The sequence below is a fragment of the Pasteurella bettyae CCUG 2042 genome (assembly GCF_000262245.1).
Lineage (GTDB): Bacteria > Pseudomonadota > Gammaproteobacteria > Enterobacterales > Pasteurellaceae > Basfia > Basfia bettyae.
In genome coordinates this window covers 1-9,051 of sequence record NZ_AJSX01000014.1, presented here as the reverse complement: position 1 = coordinate 9,051, position 9,051 = coordinate 1, and the positions used below count along the sequence as shown (strand labels likewise).

The window sequence follows — 9,051 nt, the reverse complement described above, 5'->3', positions numbered from 1 at the left end:
TCGTCGTGTAGAAGTATCTGTACAAGGTAATAAATAATCGTTGAGTTTAACATCAACGTGAGTTGGTAATAAATCAACGAAAGTTGATAGGTTACTCGGCAGTTAAATTGATGAAGACCTAAACAACTGTTTAGGTCTTTTATTTCAAATCCAAAATTTGGGGAAGGAATAAAATGAAAAAGTGGCTCCTTATTATTATCATTGCGGTAATTGCGGGTTTTACTTTAATATCTAGCTATAACGGTTTAGTTAAGGCTGAAGAGGAGATTGATTCCATATGGGCAAACGTTGAATCTCAGTATCAACGCCGTACAGATTTAATTCCAAACTTAGTTAATACGGTTCAAGGTCAAGCAAATTTTGAAAAAGAAACCTTAACTAATGTAATTGAAGCTAGAGCAAAAGCAACTCAAACTAAGATTGATCCCGCAAATATGACAGAAGAACAATTAGCCCAATTCCAACAAAATCAAGATTCAGTAGGTTCTGCATTATCTCGTTTATTAGTTTCTGTTGAAAAATATCCAGATTTAAAAGCTCATGAAGGATTTATGAATTTACAAGCCCAGCTTGAAGGTACGGAAAATCGTATTAATATTGCGCGTAATAAATTTAATGAAGCTGCACGTATCTATAATCAAAAAGTTCGTCAATTGCCAACCAAAATTGCGGCAATTATTTTTGGTTTTAAAGAGAAACCTTACTTTAAATCAGCAGCTGGTTCTGAAAATGCACCAGTAGTAAATTTCGGTAAATAGTTTATTCATGAATAAATAGGCACGGCAGATGTTCGTGCCTTTGTTTCATTTGCTGGTATTAATCTGTCAGCAATGTTATTGAGTGGTATTACTATGTCATTATTTTCAAGAATGCCTTTTGATAAAAAGCAAATTGAAGCCTCGATCATTAAATTAGAGCAGCAAACCTCCGCTGAGTTGAGAGTTTATATCGAGCGAACAATGCCTAAATCTGATACGCCTTTATCAAGTGTAGAAAGAGCATTAGCCATTTTTAGTCAACTTGATATGGAAAAAACAGAAGCAAAAAATGCAGTCTTAATTTATATTGCTCATAAAGATCATCAATGTTCAGTTATTGGAGATGAAGGTATTCATCAATATGTTGGAAATGAATTTTGGCAACAACAATGCCAATTGATGATTGATCATTTTAAGCAACGTGATTATACCTTAGGTGTTGTTTCAGCCATCGAAAGAATTGGCAGTGAACTGGCAAAGCATTTCCCAATCAAGCCAGATGATCAGAACGAATTACCAAATGAGGTGATTATTAATGATTAAGATAATGGATATGCTAAAAGTTTTACGAAAAAGTGCGGTTATTTTTAGTTTAATTTTTGTGAGCATAAGTGTATGGGCGGCTGATTTTCCTGCCTCTCCAACACCGTTTCATTATGTGAATGATTACACTAAAACTTTATCAGAAAATGATAAAAATTATTTAGAAAATAAACTCATTCAATATAGTAAGGAAACCAGTTCACAAATTTCCGTTGTGATTGTTCCCACAACTGGAGAATATGAGGTTTCTGATTACGCATTTGCTCTAGGTGATAAATGGGGAATTGGACGTAAACATCTTAATAATGGTGTATTAATGTTGATTGCCAAAAATGATCATAAAATTTTTATCGCAACAGGACAAGGATTAGAAGGTGCATTACCTGATGCATTTATATCTCAGATAATTCGTCAAGTTATGACACCTAATTTTAAACAGGAACAATATGCTCAAGGCATTAACGGAGCCTTAGATTATATTATTGCTGCGAGTAAAGGCGAGTTTGACCCTCATAAAATTGAAGAGAGTGAATTTGAGAAATTTATCCCTTTCCTCATGGTTTTGGTGTTTATTTTAGTTGTATTCTTTGGTGAACTTAGATGGAGACGTCCTTATGTGAGCCCAACCAATAATCATCAGCTTGAACAAGCTATCTTACAAGAAGCACTAAGACAACGTCGCCGTGGTAATGCTGCTGGTTTTGGTACTACTATTGGTGGAGGCAGCTTTGGAGGCGGTTTTGGTGGTGGAGGTTCATCAGGTGGTGGCTTTGGTGGAGGCGGTTTTGACGGTGGTGGAGCTGGCGGTAGCTGGTAAACTAAAGTTGATAATTTTAGTCGGACTATTGGTGGAATATAAAGCTTATGCTAAAATAACCATACTTTTAAAACTCTATTACTGTAAAGGAACATCATGGAAACCTTAGAGAAAATCAAAAAGCAAATTACTGAAAATCCAATTCTAATTTATATGAAAGGCTCACCAAAATTACCTGCTTGTGGTTTTTCTGCTCGTGCGGTTGAGGCGTTAATAAATTGTCAAGTGCCATTTGGCTATGTAGATATTCTACAACATGCTGATGTGCGAGCTGAATTGCCTAAATTTGCTAATTGGCCAACTTTTCCTCAAATATGGGTGGAGGGTGAGTTAATTGGTGGTTGTGATATTATTTTAGAAATGTATCAAGCTGGTGAGTTACAAACTCTATTAAAAGAAGTGGCAGAACGTCATAAACAAGAAGCTTAATTTCTTTTTTACATATTCTAAAACATAAGCCGTCATATTCGATTTGACGGCTTTTTTGTTATCAAAATTTTTAATTTTTTACCGCACTTTTTAAGTACCTTAGGATTAACCGCCCAATAAAAATGGGTAGATAAATCTACCCATTGAGTTATTTTGTAAGTAAAAGTGCGGTGAGCTTTTTTAGAATTTATAGCTAAAGTTCACTGTAGCACGACGTTCAGCTCCATAATAGCAGTAATAGTCACAGCCTGCGATATAACGACGATTACCAATATTATCTATATTCACTTGAGCAATCCAGTTTGGTGTAATTGCATAACGAGCCATTAAATCGACGACTGTTGCTGATGGTACTCGAGCATGTGAATATAATGAACCTTTAGAAGTGACACTATGACCAATATAACGTAAGCCTGCACCTAGGGTTAAATCTTTTAAAAATCCTTCAGTAAAATTATAAGTAGTTTTAGCCACAAGAATATTTGTTGGAATTAATGGGCGACGAGTCTTTTCACCCGCAGTATTTTTTTCCTCAGCTTTAGTATAAGTATAAGCTAAGATACCATTCCAATTTGAAGTAAAGTTTACATCAGCTTGTAATTCTAAACCTTTACGATAAATAGGATTGGAACTACTTACTGTTGCTCCCAAGCCATTACCAACTAATGCACCAGTATCTTTTGCACGGAAGCCTGCAACAGAGATCGTTCCATCTAACCAAGTCGGTAAGTATTTTAAACCTAATTCATATTGACGAGTGATATTGGGATCATAAAGGCTTTGGTTGCCACTTAAACCTGTAGGTAAATTGAATGATTCGCTATAACTGAAATATGGATTTAAACCAAATGGTGCTTCATACATAAATGAGGCACTATATGAAGTATGATTATCTTTTACCGTTTGAGTACTTGTATATTCAGTTTGTTCAGCTTTATCATGGCGAATACCTAAACCTAAAATATAATGTTCCGCAATTCGAGCACTATTCTGTAAATAAAAACCTAATTGGCGAGATTTTATTTGTGTATGAGGAGCTGCACTTACATTTTGAGCCTGATTCCAACCTAAAGAAGGATTCATAACATTTGTATTTGATGTACTTCCAAATAATGTATAAAGTGCATCTACTTTGTTATGACGGTAATCAGTTCCTACAACTAAAGTATTTTTTAACCAATCATTATTATAGTTCCATGTAAGATAGTTATTAGCCGCATGAGAGAAGGCTTTACCGTCATTGAATACTACGCCACGGGCTAATGAATAACCAACAGTGCTAGGTGCTAATGGAGCCCAAGTAACGGGGCATAAGCTGATGGATAGGCATAAGAACCACGATGGTAATTTTGAATATGACGATATGTGTAGCTAGAATCGAAACTTAAACCATTTCCAAAATCATGATTGAACTCATAGCCAATACTATATTGACGGTTAGTTTCAGTATCATTAACTTTATCACCTAAGTTAGCATTACGATTAATATAGCCATTTGGGGATGCGACCAATGTACCTTCTTGTGGTAAGAAATTGGAGCTTGGGGTACCGTGATCACGTTGATAGCTGGTTAATAAAGTGAAATGAGTTTTGTCACTAATATCCCAAGTTAATGTTGGTGCGATATAAAGCGTTTGATTATCTGTACCCTCCCAGTCACCATCACGACCTAGGTAGTTTGCTACAACTCGGTAGCGAATACTTTTGTCATTAGTTATTGCCCCAGTGTAATCTGCTGCAAAACCATATTGATTATGGTTACCAAAAGTTGTTTTAAATTCACCATGACCAATTTGATCTTTGTGTGCACGTTTAGTTACATAGTTAACTAAACCACCTGATTGTGCTGCACCGAATGTCATTGCATCAGCACCTTTAGTGACTTCAATTGCTTCTAGACTAAAGCTGTCTACGTAAGGTGTAAAGAAGCCATAGCTGAATGTTGGTAAGCCGTTTACAGCTTGCGAAACTTCTGCACCACGAACACGGAACCAGTTAGTATTTGTATCGTTGCCGAAAACTTGATTTGCAAAACCTGCCTGATATTTAGCTATTTCATCAAGTTTATCTACATTTTGAGCATCAAGTTGGTCACGAGTAATTGATACTGCGGATTTTGCTTGATGGAAGGGAACCTCTCCCATACGGAACATAGAGCCTTCAGTAACAACATTAATAGTTTCTAATTGTTCAGGTTGATTTTCTGTAGCATAAGCAGAACTTAAAGCTAAAAGTACGGCACTTGCTACGCTAATATAAAGAAAACATGTTTTCATAATAATCCTCTAAGGTTATATATTTTTTAATTTTTCTACTGCATCATGACTAGCAATTTCACGTTCTTCTCCAACTAATTCTCGGAGTTCGCCATTACTAATTAATAGTAGACGATCTGCTAAATTGAAATAACTATCATCATGACTAATAGTAAAAATTGTGTGCCCTTTTGCTCTCAGTAATGGGAGCAACACTTGATAGAATGTTCTACGGAAAGTTGGATCTTGATCCGCACCCCATTCATCAAGAATTAATAAAGGGCGTTCTTCTAACAAGGATACTAACAAACCTAAACGTTTACGTTGTCCTTGAGATAAGTTGGTGGTCGATAAGCGATGATTTTCAACGCTTACCTTATTTTCTAACTGTAGGGTTTCAAGCCATTTACTCACTTCTGTTGTATCAGCAAATCCTGATTTACCTAACAGTTGAGTAAATAAATGGAAGTCACTAAAAATAGCACTAATTTGTGACTGGAATGCTCGTTGGTTTTCTATTGTAATTTCTATATCATCTATAAAAATTTTACCGCTAGAAGGTTGATATAAACCTGCAAGTAGCATTGAAAGAGTAGATTTACCACTACCATTCTTGCCAATTAGGAAAATCATTTCACCTCGTTTAATCGTGATATTTATTGGTTTTAATTGAAAACTTACCGCACTTTTCATACTAGGATAAGTATAAGTGACATTTTCAAAACGAATTTCTTTCCAATTGTTAGGGAGCACATTTTCAATTTTAAAGCCCTCTTGATATTCCACTAATTCAAGATTAGATAGCTTATTTAATGCAACCTTTGCAGATAATAATGTGGGTAATGCACCTACCGCAGAAATGAGTGGAGTACGTAAGAATAAAATAGTTAATGCAATGGTGGTTGCGGTTTCTAAATTTGCCCAGCTTTTTGCTAAGGATAAATAGAAAACAATACCAACAGCCCCTAATACCATTACATTTGTCCAGTTATTGGCGAAACTATGATAGCTATCAGCTCGGATAGAATTATTACGCTGTTGGATAGCACTAATATCTAATTCTTGTTCAAAGTAAAATTGTGCACGATCTCGATTTAGGCTTAATTCTTTATGTTCATCAATAGCCGCTTGATAATGTTTATAGAGTTGATCCTCTGCTTCACGAACTTGTTTTAAATGACCATAAACACGAGATATTGCCATATTACTTATCCATACTGTCACGCCTAGCCATAATGCAGTAACTAAGAATAATGGACGTGAAAGATAAAATAGATAGATACTGGCACAGATAACTAAAATTGTTCCTTGTACTAATTCAGGTAAGCGTACAAATGCAAATGTACAATTACGAATATCACCAGAAAGGCTGGCTAATAAACGTGCTGCACCAATTTGATTTAAACGTTCAATATGAGTATCTAATAATTGTTTCACGAGTTGTTTACGCATTAAGTAAACAAATTTATTACCTAAAGTTGTTAAACTAATTTGTGCTACAATAGACGTGATTAAGAATAAAAATAGTTCAGTGCAAGCATAAGATACAAAAAGCAGTAGTTTTTCTAATTTTTTTTCAAAAGCTTGAAAGGCATTGATATGGGTGATAAGAAAATTACTGGCTTAAAAGCAGGTGAAGATGATACTGATGCAGTGAATGTTTCACAGCTTAAGAAAGTAGAAGAAGTATCTAATAAAGGCTGGAATTTAACAGCGAATGGTGCAGATTCTTCTAATGTGAAACCTGGTGATATCGTTGATTTGAATAATACAGATAAGAACATCAATATCACTAAAGATGGTCACAATGTAACGTTCAATTTAGCTAAAGGCATTAAAGTTGATAGTGTAACCGCTGGAGATACCGTGATGAATAATGACGGTGTGAAAGTAGGTGATAATGTCGCTTTAAATAAAAATGGCTTAAAAGCTGGCAATGTGGCTGTCACAACAGATGGCGTTAATGCAGGTAATAATAAAGTTACTAATGTCCAAGATGGTGATATAACGAGCGCATCGAAAGATGCGGTAAATGGTAGCCAGCTCTATCAAACAATTAATAACCTCACCACAAAAGGCTTTGGGTTAACTGCTCAAGATGGTAATTCTGTGAAGAAACCATTAGGTGAAACGGTTGAGGTTGTTGGTGCAGATAAAAATATCAGCACTAAGGTTGAAGATGGCAAAGTTAAGATTGCTTTATCGAAACATATCAACGTTGATAGTGTCACTGCGGGCGATACCAAAATTGATAAAGATGGTTTGAAAGCAGGTGATGTTAGTGTGACTAAAGCGCCAATTACTGTAAATGGCACCACAGTTAATAATGTGAATGATGCGATCAATCAAACAGCAGAGCAAGCCTTTAAAGCGTTAACCTTTGGTGGTGACGATGCTGCGAAGAACTTTGAGCGTCGTTTAGGTGAGCAAATTTTTGTAAAAGGTGGTGCAACAGGCACATTATCAGATAACAATATTGGTGTTGTATCTGATGGTAATGGCACATTAAACGTGAAATTAGCCAAAGATCTGAAAGACCTAGATAGTGCTGACATTGGTGGTGTAACTATCAATAACAAAGGCATTGATATGGGTGATAAGAAAATTACTGGCTTAAAAGCAGGTGAAGATGATACTGACGCAGTGAATGTTTCACAGCTTAAGAAAGTAGAAGAAGTTGATAGTGTAACCGCTGGAGATACCGTGATGAATAATGACGGTGTGAAAGTAGGTGATAATGTCGCTTTAAATAAAAATGGCTTAAAAGCTGAAAATGTTACTGCAACAACGGTGAATACAACAACTATCAATCTTGGAGAAGGTGATAACTCAACGCCAATTACAGTAGTAAGTGGTAAAGATGCGCCAAATGTAAATGGTGAAACACCAAGTCGAATGAAATTTGGTGGTGAAACTATCGCAACATTAAGCGATGGCTTAAAATTTGGTGCGAATGTAGGCGATGTTTACCCTGCGAGATTAAACAGCCAAATCAATGTGAAAGGCGCAGATAGCAACACAAACTGGAGTGAGTTTGATGGTGGCGATAATGTGATGACAAACATTGATAAGAGCGGTAATGTTCGTGTAGGTATCAAGAAAAAACTTAAAGTGAAAAGCGTAACCGCGAACAAATTCACCGCGGGCGATACTGTAATTGACAGCAATGGCGTCACCATTAAAAATGGTCCAAGCATGACTAAAAATGGTATCAATGCAGGTAATAAACAAATTACCAATGTTGCACCTGGACGCATAGCGGCAGACAGTACTGATGCGATAAACGGCAGCCAATTACACGAAGTAAAAGCTGACATGAATAACAAGATCAATAAGTTAAATGGTCAAGTGAACAAGCTAGGTAAACGTGTCAATGCAGGTACAGCAAGCGCGTTAGCGGCGTCTCAATTACCACAAGCTTACATTCCAGGTAAGAGCATGGTATCTGTGGCAGCGGGTAATTACCAAGGTCAAAATGCAGTGGCATTAGGTATGTCACGTATTTCAGATAATGGTAAAATCATTATTCGTTTAGCAGGTACTAGCGATACACAAGGTAAAGTGGGTGTAGCAGTTGGTGCAGGTTACCACTGGTAATTTATTGTTAATAAACAAAAGGCATGGGAAACCATGCCTTTTTTATTGTTAAAAGTGCGGTCGATTTTCATCCTGTTTTTCGTATAATAGAAAGAGCTTAACTCGGAGAAGAATATGATTATCGGACCTTATATTAATGCATTGGCAATTATTAGCGGTGCAGTCATTGGCTCAGCGCTCGGTGGACGCATTCCAGAGCGTTTACGGACTAATCTAACTTTAATCTTTGGCTTGTGTTCGATGGGCATGAGTATTGTTATGGGGGCGAAAACCACCAATATGCCAGCAATGATTTTATCGGTGTTATTAGGGACGATAATTGGCGAGTTGCTTTCTGTCGAGTTTTTCAGTAATAGAGTTTAGCTGCTTGGTGATGGCATCTAGTTTTTCCATCACGTTTTTATTCACGATGCCGGCCACTTCTTTCGATAGATAATCCCGTTTCACTTGGTCAACCTCATCATGTAATTGCTTAAACTCACCATCTAACCGTTTAAACCAAAGACCGATAAAAAATACCGCAATGGACACTAACGCGTTAAACACCATGATGCCGTTAATGTGCAGTTCCATTTTCGCCCCCACAAATTGCCCGCCATGTGTCGTTGTGCGCTTTGATTTGGCGTAAGGTTTCGGTGGTATCTTGACGACA

General features: G+C 36.5%; 7 protein-coding genes and 2 pseudogenes. 6 read left to right on the top strand and 3 right to left on the bottom strand.

What is annotated here, in order from left to right:
- Positions 1-173 precede the first annotated feature (173 nt).
- The 4 genes from HMPREF1052_RS03130 (at position 174) to grxD (ending at position 2,547) form a co-directional block, all read left to right on the top strand.
- Entirely contained in the window at positions 174-758 is a 585-nt protein-coding gene (locus HMPREF1052_RS03130) for a LemA family protein (RefSeq protein ID WP_005759553.1), read from the top strand.
- 93 nt (positions 759-851) lie between these two features.
- Positions 852-1,301 carry a TPM domain-containing protein gene (locus HMPREF1052_RS03125; protein ID WP_005759567.1) on the top strand — a complete coding sequence of 150 codons (450 nt, stop codon included), beginning with the start codon at positions 852-854 and terminating at the stop codon, positions 1,299-1,301.
- Positions 1,302-1,305: 4 nt separating this feature from the next.
- Positions 1,306-2,118 (top strand): TPM domain-containing protein, encoded by an 813-nt coding sequence (locus tag HMPREF1052_RS03120; RefSeq protein WP_005759555.1) that lies wholly within the window; start codon positions 1,306-1,308, stop codon positions 2,116-2,118.
- Positions 2,119-2,214: 96 nt separating this feature from the next.
- Entirely contained in the window at positions 2,215-2,547 is a 333-nt protein-coding gene (gene grxD, locus HMPREF1052_RS03115; RefSeq protein WP_005759565.1) for a Grx4 family monothiol glutaredoxin, read from the top strand.
- Between the two features lie 180 nt (positions 2,548-2,727).
- Here grxD and HMPREF1052_RS11620 read toward each other — a convergent pair.
- Positions 2,728-4,823, bottom strand: a pseudogene (locus HMPREF1052_RS11620) (TonB-dependent siderophore receptor).
- Positions 4,824-4,838: 15 nt separating this feature from the next.
- On the bottom strand, positions 4,839-6,401 hold the full coding sequence (locus HMPREF1052_RS03105) for a multidrug ABC transporter permease/ATP-binding protein (RefSeq protein WP_081484381.1): 1,563 nt from the start codon (positions 6,399-6,401) through the stop codon (positions 4,839-4,841).
- On the opposite strand from HMPREF1052_RS03105, the gene HMPREF1052_RS11040 reads away from it, so the two are divergent.
- The gene (locus tag HMPREF1052_RS11040; RefSeq protein ID WP_005759563.1) at positions 6,402-8,399 is read left to right on the top strand and encodes a YadA family autotransporter adhesin; all 1,998 of its coding nucleotides are present in this window, start codon (positions 6,402-6,404) and stop codon (positions 8,397-8,399) included.
- Between the two features lie 114 nt (positions 8,400-8,513).
- Positions 8,514-8,759 (top strand): annotated as a pseudogene (locus tag HMPREF1052_RS11035) (DUF554 family protein); the annotation flags it as partial.
- Here the strand turns inward: HMPREF1052_RS11035 and HMPREF1052_RS03095 are convergent.
- Positions 8,706-8,972 (bottom strand): hypothetical protein, encoded by a 267-nt coding sequence (locus tag HMPREF1052_RS03095; protein ID WP_040596228.1) that lies wholly within the window; start codon positions 8,970-8,972, stop codon positions 8,706-8,708. The pseudogene HMPREF1052_RS11035 and the gene HMPREF1052_RS03095 sit on opposite strands and share 54 nt — an antisense overlap.
- Positions 8,973-9,051 lie beyond the last annotated feature (79 nt).

Excerpts from the sequence above, each read along its gene's own strand:
- HMPREF1052_RS03130 (WP_005759553.1), top strand. The coding sequence starts at position 174 with ATGAAAAAGTGGCTCCTTATTATTATCATTGCGGTAATTGCGGGTTTT.
- HMPREF1052_RS03125 (WP_005759567.1), top strand. The coding sequence starts at position 852 with ATGTCATTATTTTCAAGAATGCCTTTTGATAAAAAGCAAATTGAAGCC.
- HMPREF1052_RS03120 (WP_005759555.1), top strand. The coding sequence starts at position 1,306 with ATGGATATGCTAAAAGTTTTACGAAAAAGTGCGGTTATTTTTAGTTTA.
- grxD (WP_005759565.1), top strand. The coding sequence starts at position 2,215 with ATGGAAACCTTAGAGAAAATCAAAAAGCAAATTACTGAAAATCCAATT.
- HMPREF1052_RS11040 (WP_005759563.1), top strand. The coding sequence starts at position 6,402 with ATGGGTGATAAGAAAATTACTGGCTTAAAAGCAGGTGAAGATGATACT.
- HMPREF1052_RS03095 (WP_040596228.1), bottom strand. The coding sequence starts at position 8,972 with ATGGAACTGCACATTAACGGCATCATGGTGTTTAACGCGTTAGTGTCC.